15 protein-coding genes and 2 pseudogenes are annotated in these 18,160 nt (G+C 48.7%); 8 read left to right on the plus strand and 9 right to left on the minus strand.

The features are described from left to right. Positions 1-137 precede the first annotated feature (137 nt). On the plus strand, positions 138-683 hold the full coding sequence (locus AAIG39_RS13305; protein WP_032636820.1) for a 3'-5' exonuclease: 546 nt from the start codon (positions 138-140) through the stop codon (positions 681-683). An 11-nt stretch (positions 684-694) separates the two neighbouring features. On the opposite strand, the gene AAIG39_RS13310 is transcribed toward AAIG39_RS13305, so the two are convergent. From AAIG39_RS13310 to AAIG39_RS13330, 5 genes are all read right to left on the minus strand, one after another. Further along, a complete protein-coding gene (locus tag AAIG39_RS13310; protein ID WP_080398101.1) occupies positions 695-1,183 on the minus strand; it encodes a Mov34/MPN/PAD-1 family protein in 489 nt (162 codons plus the stop codon). After that, positions 1,183-2,961: a HesA/MoeB/ThiF family protein gene (locus AAIG39_RS13315; protein ID WP_080398100.1), complete on the minus strand. Its 1,779-nt coding sequence runs from the start codon at positions 2,959-2,961 to the stop codon at positions 1,183-1,185. Before AAIG39_RS13315 ends, AAIG39_RS13310 begins: the two co-directional genes overlap by 1 nt. Next, positions 2,954-4,201 carry a nucleotidyltransferase domain-containing protein gene (locus AAIG39_RS13320; RefSeq protein WP_032636825.1) on the minus strand — a complete coding sequence of 416 codons (1,248 nt, stop codon included), beginning with the start codon at positions 4,199-4,201 and terminating at the stop codon, positions 2,954-2,956. Before AAIG39_RS13320 ends, AAIG39_RS13315 begins: the two co-directional genes overlap by 8 nt. Then, a complete protein-coding gene (locus AAIG39_RS13325) occupies positions 4,198-5,370 on the minus strand; it encodes an HNH endonuclease (protein ID WP_032636827.1) in 1,173 nt (390 codons plus the stop codon). The genes AAIG39_RS13320 and AAIG39_RS13325 overlap by 4 nt, the downstream gene beginning before the upstream one ends. Positions 5,371-5,810: 440 nt before the next feature. Continuing rightward, on the minus strand, positions 5,811-6,482 hold the full coding sequence (locus tag AAIG39_RS13330) for a CPBP family intramembrane glutamic endopeptidase (protein ID WP_050597358.1): 672 nt from the start codon (positions 6,480-6,482) through the stop codon (positions 5,811-5,813). Between the two features lie 971 nt (positions 6,483-7,453). Between AAIG39_RS13330 and AAIG39_RS13335 the strand changes: the two genes are divergently transcribed. Continuing rightward, complete coding sequence (locus tag AAIG39_RS13335; RefSeq protein WP_026056053.1) at positions 7,454-8,353, plus strand: integrase domain-containing protein; 900 nt, start codon at positions 7,454-7,456, stop codon at positions 8,351-8,353. A 509-nt stretch (positions 8,354-8,862) separates the two neighbouring features. On the opposite strand, the gene AAIG39_RS13340 is transcribed toward AAIG39_RS13335, so the two are convergent. Continuing rightward, positions 8,863-9,069, minus strand: a complete 207-nt coding sequence (locus tag AAIG39_RS13340) for a YdgH/BhsA/McbA family protein (protein ID WP_016809494.1) — start codon at positions 9,067-9,069, stop codon at positions 8,863-8,865. A 293-nt stretch (positions 9,070-9,362) separates the two neighbouring features. Between AAIG39_RS13340 and lacI the strand changes: the two genes are divergently transcribed. From lacI to AAIG39_RS13360, 4 genes and pseudogenes are all read left to right on the plus strand, one after another. After that, entirely contained in the window at positions 9,363-10,445 is a 1,083-nt protein-coding gene (gene lacI / locus AAIG39_RS13345) for a DNA-binding transcriptional repressor LacI (RefSeq protein ID WP_016809493.1), read from the plus strand. Between the two features lie 121 nt (positions 10,446-10,566). Further along, positions 10,567-13,638 (plus strand): beta-galactosidase, encoded by a 3,072-nt coding sequence (gene lacZ / locus AAIG39_RS13350; protein WP_017145107.1) that lies wholly within the window; start codon positions 10,567-10,569, stop codon positions 13,636-13,638. A 51-nt stretch (positions 13,639-13,689) separates the two neighbouring features. Further along, positions 13,690-14,943, plus strand: a complete 1,254-nt coding sequence (lacY, locus tag AAIG39_RS13355) for a lactose permease (protein ID WP_035891885.1) — start codon at positions 13,690-13,692, stop codon at positions 14,941-14,943. A gap of 65 nt (positions 14,944-15,008) precedes the next feature. After that, positions 15,009-15,149, plus strand: a pseudogene (locus AAIG39_RS13360) (maltose acetyltransferase domain-containing protein); the annotation flags it as partial. 14 nt (positions 15,150-15,163) lie between these two features. Here AAIG39_RS13360 and AAIG39_RS13365 read toward each other — a convergent pair. From AAIG39_RS13365 to AAIG39_RS13375, 3 genes and pseudogenes are all read right to left on the minus strand, one after another. Then, positions 15,164-15,861 (minus strand): IS1-like element IS1A family transposase gene (locus AAIG39_RS13365; RefSeq protein ID WP_100214959.1). Its coding sequence is split into 2 segments (ribosomal slippage): positions 15,164-15,612 and positions 15,612-15,861, totalling 699 coding nucleotides; the frame shifts between segments, so codons are not numbered across the junction. A 78-nt stretch (positions 15,862-15,939) separates the two neighbouring features. Further along, a pseudogene (locus AAIG39_RS13370) lies at positions 15,940-16,648 on the minus strand (IS1 family transposase). Positions 16,649-16,676: 28 nt separating this feature from the next. Further along, on the minus strand, positions 16,677-16,979 hold the full coding sequence (locus tag AAIG39_RS13375) for a PIN domain-containing protein (RefSeq protein ID WP_016807936.1): 303 nt from the start codon (positions 16,977-16,979) through the stop codon (positions 16,677-16,679). A 403-nt stretch (positions 16,980-17,382) separates the two neighbouring features. Here AAIG39_RS13375 and AAIG39_RS13380 point away from each other — a divergent pair, with 403 nt between their 5' ends. Together AAIG39_RS13380 and AAIG39_RS13385 are read left to right on the plus strand one after the other, a co-directional pair. After that, on the plus strand, positions 17,383-17,751 hold the full coding sequence (locus AAIG39_RS13380; protein WP_045282254.1) for a hypothetical protein: 369 nt from the start codon (positions 17,383-17,385) through the stop codon (positions 17,749-17,751). Beyond that, complete coding sequence (locus AAIG39_RS13385) at positions 17,744-18,118, plus strand: hypothetical protein (RefSeq protein WP_016807934.1); 375 nt, start codon at positions 17,744-17,746, stop codon at positions 18,116-18,118. The genes AAIG39_RS13380 and AAIG39_RS13385 overlap by 8 nt, the downstream gene beginning before the upstream one ends. Positions 18,119-18,160: the final 42 nt, after the last annotated feature.

Genomic DNA, 18,160 nt, shown 5'->3' on the forward strand with positions numbered 1-18,160 from the left:
TATCTGGGGGGCACAACATAACCTACCAAACAACGAATTTCATCAACTCGTGGAAACATTGACTGCCATGATTATTCAGTCTTTGATGTAAGATCAGCCCCTACCCAGATTACCAAATTCTTCATCAGAGGATTTCTATGCGCAATTCCGAGATATATGTGTCAGTTGATATTGAAACGTCAGGTCCTGTTCCCGGAATTTACAGCCTCCTATCAATTGGGGCTTGTCTGGTGAGTGATCCTGAGAACGCACTGTACCTTGAACTTCAACCAGAGGGCGAGAAGCATGATGCTGAATCTCTTGCTGTGACTGGGCTTGATATTAACCGTCTACTGAGCGAGGGACTTGCTCCAGAACAGGCTATGTTAAAGCTAAAAGACTGGCTTGCTTCTTTGATTTCTCAACATCGGAAACCCATTTTTGTCGGTCTGAATGCCCCATTTGACTGGTCATTCATCAATTACTACTTTCACAAGTATATTGGCAGCAACCCCTTTGGTTTCACAGCCATAGACATTAAAGCCTGCTACATGGGGGCTATGGGGTGCGAGTGGTCAGACACAAAATCATCACATATGTCTGCAGTCCTTGCCCCTCTAACCCAACCCACGCATAATGCGCTTGATGATGCCCGTTTTCAGGCTGAACTTTTTTCTTTATTACTCGCGCGATCAGGTCGTTAGTTGTGATTCTGCTAAAAGGGACAGTCCATTCTGACAGCTTCAAAATACCCCCCCTCTCTAAATAACCAAGCTTTAATTCCTGAAGTATCTGGAGAGGTGCCGACGATAATGGCTACAGGATGCGGAAGTACCTGAGAGTAACGTTGCGCAAAGCGGGAAAAGCTCGAAATATCTGCACTCGATATCTGCGGTATTACCTGAGGATGCGTATGCCAGTATCCTATTAATCGTAACCCAAGAGCATTTGCCTTCTGAATCTCCTTCTTACAGCGTTCAGGGTCTAACTCAAGCCATGTTCGCCCTGCGTTGTCGGCTTTGTGTGGTGCTGTTGCAAGAGACAAAATGATACCGTCTGGATGATTGGGGTCGACAAAAAGCTGACCCCCTCGCTCATGTTCCCCACTTATTTGCCGATTACAGTGAAAAATATCAGCCGCGGAGTGGGATACCAGTAAGACGTCCTCAACACCGGGCCATTTCCAACTCCAGATAACCTCCATTATTTTCCAGCCTCATGTGTAGATTCGGGCCAAGCCCGCTCCAGAACAGTTTGAATGGTTCCTGTCGGTAAGTCAGGGCCGATATACGTCCCGCCCTGCACCTGGGCATCAGCAGGGCGGTTTATGCTTGTTAACCAGAGCGATTCCTTTTTAATACCGTTCAGATACTGAATCGATGCCTGCGTTATCATTGTGGCGATGGTATTCATACCCGCTGCGTTCCCGGGAATGAAACTTTCCCCGCAGGCAGGTAGCGGAACAACCCCTCCTTCCGGCCACTCTGTATATTTGTGACTAAAGTCGCCGTTGTCACTGAATAAGTGCCTGCCATCATAGTCACCTCGAGGTGACGCTAATGCATGTCCCACAAGCGTATGAGGTTCACTCCATCCCTGAATAAATGCCCATGATTGACCTTTTGCTTTTAGTTTCCACAAACTAGCTTCAGACTCCCAGTCAGCTGTTGTGATGATGACTAAATCAGCAGTCTGAAGAAGGTCAGGCTTGTCTTCCAAGGCAAATTGCACATACGTATTAAAAGCTTTGACCTCAGAAGTTGGATGATCCCGCATGAGCCTGGTTTTAAGTGCATCGACTTTGAATTTACCTAAATCATCCATGCCAAGCACATGCCTTCCCATATTGGCGGACTCAAAAGTATCTGGGTCGATAAGAGTAAGATGTTTAAGCCCCGACCTTGCAAGTTGTGATGCAACAGCCCCACCCAGCGATCCTACCCCGATGAACACAACGTGTGCTGCTTCCAGCCCTCTGATGCTGCCGCTTAAATCTCGCGCATAGAAATCTGTACGGTCAATGACGTTTAATCTGGAGGAATAAATAATTGCAGGATGTTGCCCGGTTATCGCCAAAGGTTTCCGACGTGCGGAGCGCGATCCGAAGAATGGGCTACGGCGACGAGTATCTACCTTTGCAAAAACATTCAGTGTGTATAAAGGCGCGCCGGCTTTGCCAGGTAACTCCAGAATCAGCCATCGGGAAATAAGTGAGCTACTGGTACTAAACCACGTAAAAAGTTTTGTCGCATCCGCCTCAGATACATGAGGGAGGATCCACGACAACAGCTCTGCCGGTGCTGGAAACACGAGTCCAGGAAAACTTTTGAGTTTTACAAAAAAACCGCCTGCATGTGGAGAGCGCATCGTGACTTGCCTTCCCATAATCCGGCGGGCATGGCTACCAAGAGCTTTTATATCTGATGATAACCAGACTGACTCATAGCCTGAGGGAACGATGTATCGAGAATCACTGAGTGCGAATAGTTCAGAAGCATATTCTGGCCGCCCAATGAGCAATACATTCCGTACAGACCTACCGTGCTGTCTTATCCAGTAAGACGTAATCTCATTCTGAAATTCGAGATTACGTTTATCTGCGTTTGCGCCCTGGATGGATAAAGACAATATTTTCTTCAGCCGATTAATGCTGTCGCGAACTACTGTGTCAGGTGACCCCGTAACTGGCTCTTCTTTAAACCCGTGAAGACATAGACCTGCTTTTGTTGCGTGTGGCCAAACAAGCCAAGGTGAGGGATCCACATACAGATTGAGACCAGCGGATGGGAATCCCTTGGGAAATCCTATGTGCAATGTCCTTTCTATGCCCAGATAATCTGTTGGAAGCGGGAAACGGTATGCTACGGTTTCATCTGAGCGCGCTTTGGTGTGCTGCAGTAGACCTGCGGCATTACCTGTGTTTAGGAGTGCCTCAAGTGTGGCAATTCCCTGTGCAACCGCATCATCTGGAATATTAACCAAGTCGACCTACCGGTTTCGTATCAGCCTGAGATTGATCGCTGCCAGCCACACCTCCAAACAGCGCTCCCATTGAAACAGAGTTTCGGTTCATACCTGAAGGCCGACCCGGCATTGTCCAGTTAGCGGGGATACTAGTATTTACTTCATCTACAAATGAACGCCCGATTCCGAAGCTTTCGTTTACTGCCTTGGCAAATGATTCCACGGATGAATAGCTTTCAAGTCCAAGGCTGAATGCCTCGCAGGCACTTTCATGCCATTCATAGAACGCCCTTTGGTAAGCAGAGCCTTCTCCTGGGCGATTCCATTTTTCTGCAAAGTTTTCGCCGCTATCCTCTGGATTACAGACCATGTATTCCTGTCCATTGCTTCGAATGAAGTTTGGCATAGTTCTGACGATCTCAAGAATGGCTTCAAGTGGCGTAAATGGCCTTTGCCGCGATTGCATTGCTACATTCAGCCAGGCGTGAGCGGCGAGTGTTGTGATGACAGCTGAAATTGGGCGCGATCTTTCATTTTTAGTGCGAATAGCCCATTCATCGCGATGGCGTTTCAGAAGCTTGATACTGGCTCTAAGTGGATCCTCGGTCTGATATTCTTCATATTCGGGTAGTGGGGCTATGGTCGCGGAATCTGCAGCAGCCCGACTTTTATTGAGAGCAACATAATTTTCAAGCATGATTTGACTCTCCGAAGCATCATGGAGCCAGTCTGCATAGGGGATAGGGCTGCTCGCTTTCCACCCAGTTTCTCTATCTGGTACTTCAAGCATGCCATGGCCGTGAGTTTCATCATTCCAGCTGCGGGGTCGTGCTGGGGTCACGTCAATATGAAAACCTGGGTTCTGATCTGCATAAACAACACGTACCCCTCTTCGCAGAGGCTTTATGTCCTCATGAACGCGACTGCCTTCCTGAAACCGTTTTTCTATCGTTTCGAGCACAGTGTCCGCTGATACTCCTCTGGAATTCGGGAGCCAGACAATTGCATCTGCATCAATTGTGCCCAGGTCTGCCGGCGCATCAGACACGGGGTTGATGGTAGTTTTAAGGCGCATAGATCCCTGCGGAAAAATATGTGCATCCTGCAGAATAGGATCATCGGAAGCTGAGAGGATTGTCTGCAGTTGTGCGTAGCGGCCATTAATTTTTTCATACTGCGGACCGGTCAGAGAAATCGCTCTTGCTGCTCGAAGAAGGAAAAATTCCCAGCTGCTGTGTTTAGTCTGTTCATTATTCATTTCTGTGACTCCTGAGGGTGGCCGATAGTCAGCATTGACCGGAACTGGTTTGAATTACTCTCTCTATCGAAAATTACATAAGGGTGCTGATGCTGCGTCGTCAGCAAAGCACCAAATTCAATTGCAAGCGCTGCAGGGATCGCAGCAAAGACGCTGATAGGTTGCTCCGATTCTGCTTCAAGTTGACTCAAATGCTTCTGAAGTTCATCCCGGAATGTGTTGATAACATTCCGGTTTGAAACCATCGCATATGAGGGCTCTGGAATAGTGAACGACGCGATTCGCACGCCCGGCAGCACTGCTTCAATATCCCGTTCAGGAATAGTCGCCGATATCGAAAGGACTAAGGCCAGTGGCCCATTACCTTGAGGTGCTGGAGAGAATATATAATCAGGAGGAGAAGCGGATTTCGATGGCCAGCGAAGACCATGTGTGCGACTTCTGGAAAATAAATACCGGTTAGAGCGGTCTCCGATGGCTTGTCCGAGCATAATCAATGCAGGGATGTCTGCGAGACCCACGAGGGCTAAAGCAGGCATATCGCCGAAGCTGCCTCCACGTTTGGCTAATTCCCCTGAAATCTTCTGCTCGATATCGTCCTTAATTAATTGCCAGTACAAGTCATCCCTTCCGCGGGGGCCAGGCTCTCTGAAAGTGATGTTAATTGTGTGACCAAACGCAGTCAGTCCCTCGGACGACATCGCTGTCAGCAATTCCCCTGCCGGGATATTATTGGTAGATGCAAAATGCTGACTCTGAACAATTAGCGGTATAGCCCGTCCTTCAGCAGGCTGAGAGGCTGCAAGGCGTATACGAGCAAGACAGCTTTCATGCAGGCCACTCAAATCATCTTCAGGATAACCGTCATCATCGCGATCTATTTTTTCGTGACAATTTGGGCACAACAGCATCAGATTTGAGAAGTCATTAGTAAGATTTTGAGCCTGTTCATCACTATGCTCTTCTCGCCCTCTGGGTCCTTTGGGGCTAGCCGGAAGTATATGTGCGACCTCACCCCACTGCATGGATGTGCCCACGCGAAAATCATGCGTCAGGTCTGTTCCACAAAGCTCGCAGTGTCCTGCCATCCTTACCCATACCATCTGTTTTACTTCGGATTTGGTGTTAAATCTTCCACCTTTTTTCTTGGGGGGGGCTTCTGCGTTCAAGTGATTACCTCCAGAGGAAATAAAAAAACAGTTCATCAAAGTCTAAGTCTGAAGTGGTGCTTAATTCATCATCTTCAATGGATGCATAAGTTAAATTAATAAAAAACGCTATAATGTTGAGTTAAAGCAACTTTTAGATTTAAGAAAGCATCAAATTGATGATTGGTGGTATAAAGTGTGGTTAATTTGATAAATCTTAAAATAATCAGTTTGACGTACCCCTGTTCATCAACATACCGCATTAGTAATGCTTTATCAGTGACCTGAGAGCACCCCCATGCAGAAATGTTCATCCGAAGAACAGATCCTCAGTATTTTCCGCGAAACCTGTGTCGAGCCACTTCTGTAGATGACGCCCGCTGTTGGCACGAAGCAGTCAGACAATCCGGAAAAGGTAGTTACCATTATGTGTTAATAATAACTACCATTTTTTAATTCTGCTATTTTAATTCGATGTAGAGACCAAGCGCGATACAAAAAGCATGCAGTAGAATTGGTAAAAGAAGTCCACTACTTTGATATCTTGCTCCACAGAAAATTAATGAAAGTGCAAACATTTGGATTTTGGTGGGGAATGAATATTGTGTGTGTATAACTGCAAACAAAAAAGAAACAGTCAATCCGCCGATAATATAGCCCGCCTTTTCACCAAAAGCGTTTAAGAAAGAGCTCAGGGTAATTCCTCTGAAAACCAGTTCCTCCAGAAGTGGGAAAATAATAATAGTGGCTGCAATTTTTACAGCTGCCATTTCGTGTGACAAACCTTTAGTAAAATCTGTAACGAAGGGTTCTTTCGGCGTAAGGTAGTATGAAGCAGCGTAAGCAATAATTATGAGTGCAAGAAAAATAAATGACTGCTTGTTAGGTTTTCCCCAGGTTAACCCTTGGTAAGGTGAGGTGTTATTTAATAAGTGGGTTATGGATAAAAAAATCACAAGCATTATTAGAGGCTTAATTATCTGCAAATGTAATATTGAGAAATTAAGTCTGGTCATTAAGAATATGTTTAGATCAATGGAAGTTAATAATAAATAAAAGAATAAAAAGTTAGATAATCCGAAAGTAACAATTAGAAAGCGTTGTTTGAAAATATCCATATCAACCATTTTCATCGGAGAAAACTACATATTAATCACCAAAAAAAACGATGTCTACATCCATTTGACGTCGTATTTCCCTGTTGGTACTATTAAATTGTTGTACTGTCGCACTGGCGACCACCAATGCTCTTGTAGCCTGTGATGAGCGCCTTCGGGTGGCTACAGTCGCACTTAAGCTGCGACCACCAATGTTCCGGCAGTCTGTGAGGAGCGCCTTCGGGTGACTGCACAATAAAACTCTCTAAGCCTGGAAGGGAGTACATGAAAAATGTGGCAAATCTGCTCACCTTTGAAAGCAGATATCGTCTATGAAAGCGCACTATGACGCGGCGATGAAGGTTTACTGTGTAGCAAATCTGCCAGTTTCAATTCACTTCCGTTCTGTGAACGGCATCAGTTCAACGTCTTCTCATTTGCAGTGATACGCCCTGAGTTTCGTACGACTTTTGCGCCGACGTATAAGGCCATTTGGTACATTTGGCCGCTTACGGAGTTGCATTAGGAGCACGAAGCTGCGCGGCGTCACTTGTGAAGTGGCGAAGACACTACCAAGTGACGCGCGCAGCGCATAACGTCTCAACCCACGTAAGACGTGGTTTTCAACGTTTTACTACCATCTGACCAACATGTAGCCCGTGTCAGTGCGGTTTTAAAATCACTTTCACATCAACGTAAGCACGACGGGAGGCCGTCTGAACGTTCAACTATCAGTAAGGAGGAAATCGACTCGGTATCGATGGCGACACTACGAGCAGTAGTGTTGGAGGCAGCTTGACGTAAGTCAGCTCTGCATAAGCAGCAAACAGATCAGAGATCTGGGGTGCCTCGCAAGAACTCAACAATTCGCCGCCCCGATGCACAGATACCAGTCGAGACGCAGGAAGCGCAACAGCAACCGTGTCGTCGGGGAATGAATTGCTGGTCTACAGATCCGTCTGCTTCTTTACAAGCAGAGGGACGTGTATGCCTTTGGAGAGAGTGAAATGTCCAGATTCAGTAAACAGCTGTGCAAACAACTCGTCACGCTTGCCCGTCAGGGGCGGGGAAGTTATAAAACGGTGGCTGACCGTTCAAGAATCGCAGAACGTTTTTCTGAACGACTGTCTGAACTGAATATTCAGATCAGGGACGTAAAACATATCAAAACTTCCCATATTGAAAAGTATATTGAGAGCAGGAAGGCAGATAGTTTATCTCTCAGGACGTTACAGAATGAGATGTCTGCTATCCGTTCTGTTTTATTATCAGCAGGAAGAAATAAACTGGCCGATCCCAGTCACATTAACCTGAGTAATCAGGCGCTCGGGATTTCTGGTGCTAACCGGGATGGAACTAAACTTCCCATTACAGACGAAAAACTTAATGCTGTGGTCAGTTTTGCCCAAAGAAAAGACGAGGGCGTTGCTCTTGCTGTGCAACTTTCCCGATATCTTGGATTGAGAACAGAAGAAACCGTTCAGTCTGCAAAGTCTTTAAAGACATGGAGGCAGGCACTGATTAATAATCATGAGCGTGTCCGTGTTGTTTTCGGGACTAAAGGCGGACGTCCAAGGGAAACGACAGTTTTTAATCGCGAAAAAGTTTTATCAATTCTTGACAAGGCAATTAGTTATGTCAGTGAACATAACGGAAAACTGATTGATAAACCCTCTCTGCATACCGCTATTGATCGCTACCGTAATATTGTAAGAGAGGCCGGAATGAATGGTAAAAATGCGCCGCACAGTTTACGTTACGCTTACTCCCGCGATGCTGTAAATCACCATATTAAAAATGGAATGAGTCGCGATGAATCCGAGGCATTAGTTTCAATGGACCTGGGCCATGGAGATGGTCGGGGGCGTTATATTAAACAAGTTTATTTTCGTAAGGAAAAAGAATAGATTGTATCGCTACTGAATTTTCAGGATGTACAGCCACAGCTCATGCAGGGCTGTGGCTTCTTTAAATTATCAATCAGTAAATTTACATGTTCGAATAGCTTTAATGCTTGATGCGCCAGCAAGTCTTACTGTTTCATTTATTGACTTTCCGTTTCTGAAAGGATTGATTGTCTCTTTTTTACTTGTTGGATTTATTTTTAATCTGATAATTGTTTTGACATGCAAAAAATATCGTTTCTTTATTCCGGGTGTGTGAGTCATTCGCATTTTTCTTGACAAGATATCCGCAAGTACTGCTGCCAGTGGGGAGTCTGGAGTTGCTGTACATGATGATGGGTGAGTTTTACCCGACATGTACGGGTAACTCGCAGTTCCCCACCCATGATAGTTTATAAAGTTATTAATGAATCAAAAATAAAAACCTTCAGCATGTAATATTGATATTAATATCTTTGACCGCGTCAATATCCATACCTGTAAAATCAGGGGGCAGTATTACCCCGAACTATTTATTTCGGCAGGATTTCTGCTGTGATATGTACTTTATTTCCCATGCGGGCTTCGGTAATATTATAATACCTGTCACCCTGCTTGTCAGCCTGCTGGCGAATTTTTTCTTCCGTCTGCTCCAGTGTATCGCCTGTTGCCGTCACGGTTTGAGCACAGACTGAAAAAGGCAGGATTATAGAGAGGAATAACGTCATGATATTTTTCATTGATAATCCCTTGATTAATAATTAAATGGATGACTTAAGCCAGGCTGCGATATTCTGGGTAATGCTGTCAACCTGTTGATGACTATTTTAATCTGTAGTCATTCAATCCTTGTAACATCAGGATGATCCTGGTGTCAGTGAAAATACGAAATCAACACGTTGGTATCATTACCCACCTGTGAACTGACGTCGGCATTTTGAATCTCACTTCGGCGTGCCCCCTCCGAATGGCGCAAAACATTTCGTGGTATGGCATGATAGCACCCGAAGAGAGTCAATTCAGGGTGGTAAATGTGAAACCAGTAACGCTATACGATGTCGCAGAGTATGCCGGTGTCTCTTATCAGACCGTTTCCCGCGTGATGAACCAGGCCAGCCACGTCTCTGCGAAAACGCGGGAAAAGGTGGAAGCGGCGATGGCGCAGCTGAACTACATTCCCAACCGCGTGGCACAACAACTGGCGGGCAAACAGTCGTTGCTGATTGGCGTTGCTACCTCCAGTCTGGCCCTGCACGCGCCGTCGCAAATTGTCGCGGCGATTAAATCTCGCGCCGATCAACTGGGTGCCAGCGTGGTGGTGTCGATGGTAGAACGAAGCAGCGTCGAAGCCTGTAAAGCGGCGGTACATAACCTTCTCGCGCAACGCGTCAGTGGTCTGATCATTAACTATCCGCTGGATGACGAGGATGCCATTGCTGTGGAAGCTGCCTGCGCTAATGTTCCGGCCCTATTTCTTGATGTCTCTGACCAGACTCCCATCAACAGTATTATTTTTTCCCATGAAGACGGTACGCGACTGGGCGTGGAGCATCTGATCGCATTGGGTCACCAGCAAATCGCGTTGTTAGCCGGTCCATTAAGTTCTGTCTCGGCGCGTCTGCGTCTGGCGGACTGGCATAAATATCTCACACGCAATCAAATTCATCCGATAGCGGAACGGGAAGGCGACTGGAGTGCCATGTCCGGTTTTCAACAAACTATGCAAATGCTGAATGAGGGCATCGTTCCCACTGCGATGCTGGTTGCCAACGATCAGATGGCGCTGGGCGCAATGCGCGCTATTACCGAGTCCGGGCTGCGCGTTGGTGCGGATATCTCGGTAGTGGGATACGACGATACCGAAGACAGCTCGTGTTATATCCCGCCGTTAACCACCATCAAACAGGATTTTCGCCTGCTGGGGAAAACTAGCGTGGACCGCTTGCTGAAACTCTCTCAGGGCCAGGCGGTGAAGAGCAATCAGCTGTTGCCCGTCTCACTGGTGAAAAGAAAAACCACCCTACCGCCCAATACGCAAACCACCTCTCCCCGCACGTTGGCAGATTCCTTAATGCAGCTGGCACGACAAGTTTCCCGACTTGAAAGCGGGCAGTGAGCGCAACGCAATTAATGTGAGTCAGCTCACTCATTAGGCACCCCAGGCTTTACACTCTATGTGTCCGGCTCGTATGTTATGCGAAAATGTGAGCGGATAGCAATTCACACAGGATACAACTATGACAATGATTACGGATTCACTGGCCGTCGTATTACAACGTCGTGACTGGGAAAACCCTGGCGTTACCCAACTTAATCGCCTTGCGGCACATCCCCCTTTCGCCAGCTGGCGTAATAGCGAAGAGGCTCGCACCGATCGCCCTTCCCAAGAGTCGCGCAGCCTGAATGGTGAGTGGCAATTTGTCTGGTTTCCGGCACCAGAAGCGGTTCCGGAAAGCTGGCTGGAGTGCGATCTTCCTGTCGCCGATACTGTCGTCGTCCCCTCAAACTGGCAGATGCACGGTTACGACGCGCCCATCTACACCAACGTGACCTATCCCATTACGGTCAATCCGCCATTTGTTCCCACGGAGAATCCGACGGGTTGTTACTCGCTCACATTTAATGTTGATGAAAGCTGGCTACAGGAAGGCCAGACGCGAATTATTTTTGATGGCGTTAACTCGGCGTTTCATCTGTGGTGCAACGGGCGCTGGGTCGGTTACGGCCAGGACAGCCGTTTGCCGTCTGAATTTGACCTGAGCACATTTTTACGCGCCGGAGAAAACCGCCTCGCGGTGATGGTGCTGCGCTGGAGTGACGGCAGTTATCTGGAAGATCAGGATATGTGGCGGATGAGCGGCATTTTCCGTGACGTCTCGTTGCTGCATAAACCGAGCACGCAAATCAGCGATTTCCATGTAGCCACTCACTTTAATGATGATTTCAGCCGCGCTGTACTGGAGGCAGACGTTCAGATGTACGGCGAGCTGCGCGATGAGCTGCGGGTGACGGTTTCTTTGTGGCAGGGTGAAACGCAGGTCGCCAGCGGCACCGCGCCTTTCGGCGGTGAAATTATCGATGAGCGTGGTGGTTATGCCGATCACGTCACCCTACGTCTGAACGTCGAAAACCCGAAACTGTGGAGCGCCGAAATCCCGAATCTCTATCGTGCGGTGGTTGAACTGCACACCGCCGACGGCACGCTGATTGAAGCAGAAGCCTGCGATGTCGGTTTCCGCGAGGTGCGGATTGAAAATGGTCTGCTGCTGCTGAACGGCAAGCCGTTGCTGATTCGCGGCGTTAACCGTCACGAGCATCATCCTCTGCATGGTCAGGTCATGGATGAGCAGACGATGGTGCAGGATATCCTGCTGATGAAGCAGAACAACTTTAACGCCGTGCGCTGTTCGCATTATCCGAACCATCCGCTGTGGTACACGCTGTGCGACCACTACGGCCTGTATGTGGTGGATGAAGCCAACATTGAAACCCACGGCATGGTGCCAATGAATCGTCTGACCGATGATCCGCGCTGGCTACCCGCGATGAGCGAACGCGTAACGCGAATGGTGCAGCGCGATCGTAATCACCCGAGTGTGATCATCTGGTCGCTGGGGAATGAATCAGGCCACGGCGCTAATCACGACGCACTCTATCGCTGGATCAAATCTGTCGATCCTTCCCGCCCGGTACAGTATGAAGGCGGCGGAGCCGACACCTTCGCAACCGATATTATTTGCCCGATGTACGCGCGCGTGGATGAAGACCAGCCCTTCCCGGCTGTGCCGAAATGGTCCATCAAAAAATGGCTTTCGTTGCCTGGAGAGACGCGCCCGCTGATCCTTTGCGAATACGCCCACGCGATGGGTAACAGTCTTGGCGGCTTCGCTAAATACTGGCAGGCGTTTCGTCAGTACCCCCGTTTACAGGGCGGCTTCGTCTGGGACTGGGTGGATCAGTCGCTGATTAAATATGATGAAAATGGCAATCCGTGGTCGGCTTACGGCGGTGATTTTGGCGATACGCCGAATGATCGCCAGTTCTGCATGAACGGTCTGGTCTTTGCCGACCGCACGCCGCATCCGGCGCTGACGGAAGCAAAACACCAGCAGCAGTTTTTCCAGTTCAGTTTATCCGGGCGAACCATCGAAGTGACCAGCGAATACCTGTTCCGTCATAGCGATAACGAGCTCCTGCACTGGATGGTGGCGCTGGATGGCAAGCCGCTGGCAAGCGGTGAAGTGCCTCTGGATGTCGCTCCACAAGGTAAACAGTTGATTGAACTGCCTGGACTACCGCAGCCGAAGAGCGCCGGACAACTCTGGCTAACGGTTCACGTAGTGCAACCGAACGCGACCACATGGTCAGCAGCCGGACACATCAGCGCCTGGCAGCAGTGGCGTCTGGCGGAAAACCTCAGCGTGACACTCCCCTCCGCGCCCCACGCCATCCCGCAACTGACCACCAGCGAAACGGATTTTTGCATCGAGCTGGATAATAAGCGTTGGCAATTTAACCGCCAGTCAGGCTTTCTTTCACAGATGTGGATTGGCGATAAAAAACAACTGCTGACGCCGCTGCGCGATCAGTTCACCCGCGCACCGCTGGATAACGACGGCGTAAGTGAAGCGACCCGCATTGACCCTAACGCCTGGGTCGAACGCTGGAAGGCGGCGGGCCATTACCAGGCCGAAGCAGCGTTGTTGCAGTGCACGGCAGATACGCTTGCCGACGCGGTGCTGATTACCACGGTCCACGCGTGGCAGCATCAGGGGAAAACCTTATTTATCAGCCGGAAAACCTACCGGATTGATGGAAGTGGTCAAATGGCGATTACCGTTGATGTTGAAGTGGCGAGCAATACGCCACATCCGGCGCGGATTGGCCTGACCTGCCAGCTGGCGCAGGTAGCAGAGCGGGTAAACTGGCTCGGATTAGGGCCGCAAGAAAACTATCCCGACCGCCTTACTGCGGCCTGTTTTGACCGCTGGGATCTGCCATTGTCAGACATGTATACCCCGTACGTCTTCCCGAGCGAAAACGGTCTGCGCTGCGGGACGCGCGAATTGAATTATGGCCCACACCAGTGGCGCGGCGACTTCCAGTTCAACATCAGCCGCTACAGTCAACAGCAACTGATGGAAACCAGCCATCGCCATCTGCTGCACGCGGAAGAAGGCACATGGCTGAATATCGACGGTTTCCATATGGGGATTGGTGGCGACGACTCCTGGAGCCCGTCAGTGTCGGCGGAATTCCAGCTTAGCGCCGGTAGCTACCATTACCAGTTGCTCTGGTGTCAAAAATAATAATAACCGGGCAGGCCATGTCTGCCCGTATTTCGCGTAAGGAAATCCATTATGTACTATTTAAAAAACACAAACTTTTGGATGTTCGGTTTATTCTTTTTCTTTTACTTTTTTATCATGGGAGCCTACTTCCCGTTTTTCCCGATTTGGCTACATGACATCAACCATATCAGCAAAAGTGATACGGGTATTATTTTTGCCGCTATTTCTCTGTTCTCGCTATTATTCCAACCGCTGTTTGGTCTGCTTTCTGACAAACTCGGGCTGCGCAAATACCTGCTGTGGATTATTACCGGCATGTTAGTGATGTTTGCGCCGTTCTTTATTTTTATCTTCGGGCCACTGTTACAATACAACATTTTAGTAGGATCGATTGTTGGTGGTATTTATCTAGGCTTTTGTTTTAACGCCGGTGCGCCAGCAGTAGAGGCATTTATCGAGAAAGTCAGCCGTCGCAGTAATTTCGAATTTGGTCGCGCGCGGATGTTTGGCTGTGTTGGCTGGGCGCTGTGTGCCTCGATTGTCGGCATCATGTTCACCATCAATAATCAGTTTGTTTTCTGGCTGGGTTCTGGCTGTGCACTCCTCCTCGCCGTTTTACTCTTTTTCGCCAAAACGGATGCGCCCTCTTCTGCCACGGTTGCCAATGCGGTAGGTGCCAACCATTCGGCATTTAGCCTTAAGCTGGCGCTGGAACTGTTCAGACAGCCAAAACTGTGGTTTTTGTCACTGTATGTTATTGGCGTTTCCTGCACCTACGATGTTTTTGACCAACAGTTTGCTAATTTCTTTACTTCGTTCTTTGCTACCGGTGAACAGGGTACGCGGGTATTTGGCTACGTAACGACAATGGGCGAATTACTTAACGCCTCGATTATGTTTTTTGCGCCACTGATCATTAATCGCATCGGTGGGAAAAACGCCCTGCTGCTGGCTGGCACTATTATGTCAGTACGTATTATTGGCTCATCGTTCGCTACCTCAGCACTGGAAGTGGTTATTCTGAAAACGCTGCATATGTTTGAAGTACCGTTCCTGCTGGTGGGCAGCTTTAAATATATTACCAGCCAGTTTGAAGTGCGTTTTTCAGCGACGATTTATCTGGTCTGTTTCTGCTTCTTTAAGCAACTGGCGATGATTTTTATGTCTATTCTGGCGGGCAATATGTATGAAAGCATCGGTTTCCAGGGCGCTTACCTGGTGCTGGGTCTGGTGGCGCTGGGCTTCACCTTAATTTCCGTGTTCACGCTTAGCGGCCCCGGCCCACTTTCCCTGCTGCGTCGCCAGGTGAATGAAGACGCTTAAGAAATTAATGTCGGATACGGCGCGAGCGCCTTATCCGACCAACTTATCAGGACGGAATGTTAAAAATGAACATGTCGATGACAGAAAAAATAAAAGCAGGCAAGCTATTTACCGATATGTGCGAAGGCTTACCTGAAAAAAGACTTCGTGGGAAAACATTAATGTATGAGTTCAATCACTCGCATCCATCAGAAGTTGAAAAAAGGGTAATGACTCCAACTTATTGATAGTGTTTTATGTTCAGATAATGCCCGATGACTTTGTCATGCAGCTCCACCGATTTTGAGAGCGACAGCGACTTCCGTCCCAGCCGTGCCAGGTGCTGCCTCAGATTCAGGTTATGACGCTCAATTCGCTGCGTATATCGCTTGCTGATTACGTGCAGCTTTCCCTTCAGGCGGGATTCATACAGCGGCCAGCCATCCGTCATCCATATCACCACGTCAAAGGGTGACAGCAGGCTCATAAGACGCCCCAGCGTCGCCATAGTGCGTTCACCGAATACGTGCGCAACAACCGTCTTCCGGAGCCTGTCATACGCGTAAAACAGCCAGCGCTGGCGCGATTTAGCCCCGACATAGCCCCACTGTTCGTCCATTTCCGCGCAGACGATGACGTCACTGCCCGGCTGTATGCGCGAGGTTACCGACTGCGGCCGGAGTTTTTTAAGTGACGTAAAATCGTGTTGAGGCCAACGCCCATAATGCGGGCAGTTGCCCGGCATCCAACGCCATTCATGGCCATATCAATGATTTTCTGGTGCGTACCGGGTTGAGAAGCGGTGTAAGTGAACTGCAGTTGCCATGTTTTACGGCAGTGAGAGCAGAGATAGCGCTGATGTCCGGCGGTGCTTTTGCCGTTACGCACCACCCCGTCAGTAGCTGAACAGGAGGGACAGCTGATAGAAACAGAAGCCACTGGAGCACCTCAAAAACACCATCATACACTAAATCAGTAAGTTGGCAGCATCACCGTGCATCGGGTAATGACTCCAACTTACTGATAGTGTTTTATGTTCAGATAATGCCCGATGACCTTGCCATGCAGCTCCACCGATTTTGAGAACGACAGTGACTTCCGTCCCAGCCTTGCCAGATGTTGTCTCAGATTCAGGTTATGTCGCTCAATGCGCTGAGTGTAACGCTTGCTGATAACGTGCAGCTTTCCCTTCAGGCGGGATTCATACAGCGGCCAGCCATCCGTCAGCCATCCGTCATCCATACCACGACCTCAAAGGCCGACAGCAGGCTCAGAAGACGCTCCAGTGTGGCCAGAGTGCGTTCACCGAAGACGTGCGCCACAACCGTCCTCCGTATCCTGTCATACGCGTAAAACAGCCAGCGCTGACGTGATTTAGCACCGACGTAGCCCCACTGTTCGTCCATTTCAGCGCAGACAATCACATCACTGCCCGGTTGTATGCGCGAGGTTACCGACTGCGGCCTGAGTTTTTTAAGTGACGTAAAACCGTGTTGAGGCCAACGCCCATAATGCGTGCACTGGCGCGACATCCGACGCCATTCATGGCCATATCAATGATTTTCTGGTGCGTACCGGGCTGAGAGGCGGTGTAAGTGAACTGTAGTTGCCATGTTTTACGGCAATGAGAGCAGAGATAGCGCTGATGTCCGGCAGTGCTTTTGCCGTTACGCACCACGCCTTCAGTAACGGAGCAGGAAGGACATCTGATGGAAATGGAAGCCACGCAAGCACCTTAAAATCACCATCATACACTAAATCAGTAAGTTGGCAGCATTACCTGGTTTTACGAATATCTCTGTTGGTACATGCGCCGGAGTAGTTCTCAGTATCGGGGCATACGTTTTCTGAAATTTATTAAGTTCTTTTAAGGCTTCCTCAGCGTTTTTACGAATATGTAATTCAATTTCTCTGCGTGTGATGTCAGTAACAAGGATACGCACTTTATCATGTGATGCAAAATTCTCCAGTTTTTCAAGAATGTATAAGCCAAACTGAAAATGCTTTCGTTCATAGGCAGATGTATCGATATAAACAAGGCGGGTAATGAGTTCCATGATCATCTTCCTGAGATGGTTGGGGGGATGGTTCAGTATAAGTCTCATCCAATACTTGTTGTATGATTCAGTACACAAGGTTATCTGCGGCTTGACAGATCTGCGTTTTGTTTTGAAAATGAACAGGCTTATACGTTGCTTTTGCAACCACCAATGATTCAGTAGCCTGTGAGAATCGCCTTCGGGTGGCTACAACAAAAGCTCCTGTAACCTGAAAAGGGGCAAAAAATTGGTAAATCTGCACACCTTTGAGAGCAGATATCGTCAATTTAAGCGCACTATGACGCGACGATAAAGGTTCCTTCTGTACTAACCAGACAGTCAGAATGTTGTTTTTTCTGACTCCCCGACGGGAAACACTTCCCGCTCGGGCAGGTGTTTCCTTTTTTTATGGAGAAACACAATGTCTGTCATCTCTTCTGCGATTTTCCCTGAACATATCCTTACTCAGCTTCAGCAGTCTGCTGACGCAGCTGTCCGGAAATTGAAATCTTTCATTTATCTGCATCGCAACAGCAACTGGTATGTCAACGGCTCGGGCAATTATGCCGTCCGTGCTCATATCTCTTCTGTCAAAGACCAGGGCGTTAACGTCTTTCTTACCGTTCGTACAGGCTGCCACCGCGCCGAGTATGTTTTTCACCGCCTGCCGGTTTCCTTTCCTGAGGGAATAACAGGTCGTCGAAACGCATACCGCCATGCCTGCCGTCAGGCACAGCATCTGGCACACCTGCGCTACCGTTTTCTTTCCGGAGGGCATTCTCATGACTGAAGCACTGCACGACGTCACTTTTCGTATTCTGTCGATGTCTGAGACGCGACGGGATGTATGTCCCGCTCAGTATGGCCCCGTAAGTGGCGTTTTCATCAGGGGCGAAATCCTCAGAGATAACGTCTCCTGTGGCGAACAGGTTTTTGTCGCACCGCTCGGTGATTGTGATCCGGCTGACCCCGAACTTTGCGTCTGGTGTCAGTATTACGGATATTCTTCCCGGGTTAAGGCCGGCGACATACTGGATGGTGTGGCCGTTTCTGGCATAAATTTCGCTGATCCACTGTCGTTAGCTGTGCTGCAACGCCTCCGCTTTAATCCTGAATATGTGTATCAGGAGCAATCTGATTCATATGCACTGCACTGATCGGCTGATGAAGGCCGTGACCGTGAAATGTTGTGGACCCTG

It is taken from the genome of Phytobacter palmae, from assembly GCF_039409775.1.
In the GTDB taxonomy this organism is placed as follows: Bacteria; Pseudomonadota; Gammaproteobacteria; order Enterobacterales; family Enterobacteriaceae; genus Phytobacter; species Phytobacter palmae.

What these genes read in the sequence shown, in the direction of transcription:
- AAIG39_RS13335 (WP_026056053.1), top strand. Translation starts at nt 7,454, where the DNA reads ATGTCCAGATTCAGTAAACAGCTGTGCAAACAACTCGTCACGCTTGCC.
- AAIG39_RS13330 (WP_050597358.1), bottom strand. Translation starts at nt 6,482, where the DNA reads ATGAAAATGGTTGATATGGATATTTTCAAACAACGCTTTCTAATTGTT.
- AAIG39_RS13310 (WP_080398101.1), bottom strand. Translation starts at nt 1,183, where the DNA reads ATGGAGGTTATCTGGAGTTGGAAATGGCCCGGTGTTGAGGACGTCTTA.
- lacZ (WP_017145107.1), top strand. Translation starts at nt 10,567, where the DNA reads ATGACAATGATTACGGATTCACTGGCCGTCGTATTACAACGTCGTGAC.
- lacY (WP_035891885.1), top strand. Translation starts at nt 13,690, where the DNA reads ATGTACTATTTAAAAAACACAAACTTTTGGATGTTCGGTTTATTCTTT.
- AAIG39_RS13305 (WP_032636820.1), top strand. Translation starts at nt 138, where the DNA reads ATGCGCAATTCCGAGATATATGTGTCAGTTGATATTGAAACGTCAGGT.
- AAIG39_RS13385 (WP_016807934.1), top strand. Translation starts at nt 17,744, where the DNA reads ATGACTGAAGCACTGCACGACGTCACTTTTCGTATTCTGTCGATGTCT.
- AAIG39_RS13375 (WP_016807936.1), bottom strand. Translation starts at nt 16,979, where the DNA reads ATGGAACTCATTACCCGCCTTGTTTATATCGATACATCTGCCTATGAA.
- AAIG39_RS13320 (WP_032636825.1), bottom strand. Translation starts at nt 4,201, where the DNA reads ATGAATAATGAACAGACTAAACACAGCAGCTGGGAATTTTTCCTTCTT.
- AAIG39_RS13380 (WP_045282254.1), top strand. Translation starts at nt 17,383, where the DNA reads ATGTCTGTCATCTCTTCTGCGATTTTCCCTGAACATATCCTTACTCAG.
- AAIG39_RS13340 (WP_016809494.1), bottom strand. Translation starts at nt 9,069, where the DNA reads ATGAAAAATATCATGACGTTATTCCTCTCTATAATCCTGCCTTTTTCA.